Annotated in this window: 1 pseudogene; it reads left to right on the forward strand. The window is 52.5% G+C overall.

Annotated features, from left to right (window positions below):
• Positions 1-20: 20 nt before the first annotated feature.
• Positions 21-550, forward strand: a pseudogene (locus tag KJQ97_RS10075) (tRNA 2-selenouridine(34) synthase MnmH); the annotation flags it as partial.

Consider the following 550-nt stretch of genomic DNA (forward strand, 5'->3'; position numbering starts at 1 on the left):
GCTCCTCTTTTGGCCGCACGCTGAAACCCCAACTCAGCCAGGCCAGTTTTGAAAACAAACTTGCCGTTGAATTGCTGAAAATTAACGCGCGTCAGACGTTAAAAAGGCGGGTACTGGAAGATGAAGGGCGAACGATCGGCGCCAACCATCTGCCTGAGTGTTTACGCGAAAGAATGGCGCAGGCCCCCATTGCGGTAGTGGAAGATCCGATTGCGCATCGTCTATAACGACTGAGTGAAGAATATATCATCCGTATGAATCACTACTTCGCCCACGCCTACGGCGATGAAGCCGGTTGGCAGGCGTATAGTGAATATCTTCATCATGGACTGTTCGCTATTCGCCGCCGTCTGGGGTTGCAACGCTTTGCCGAACTGACGGACACGCTGGATAGGGCGCTGGCAGAGCAATTATCCAGCGGCAGCACCGACGGCCATATGGCATGGCTGGTTCCGCTACTTAACGAATATTACGACCCAATGTATCGCTATCAACTGGAGAAAAAAGCCGCGAATATCGTTTTTCGCGGCCCATGGCAAGACGTTGCCAA

Origin of the sequence: Campylobacter sp. 2018MI01 (assembly GCF_018501205.1) — a bacterium.
Classification (GTDB): Bacteria; Campylobacterota; Campylobacteria; order Campylobacterales; family Campylobacteraceae; genus Campylobacter_E.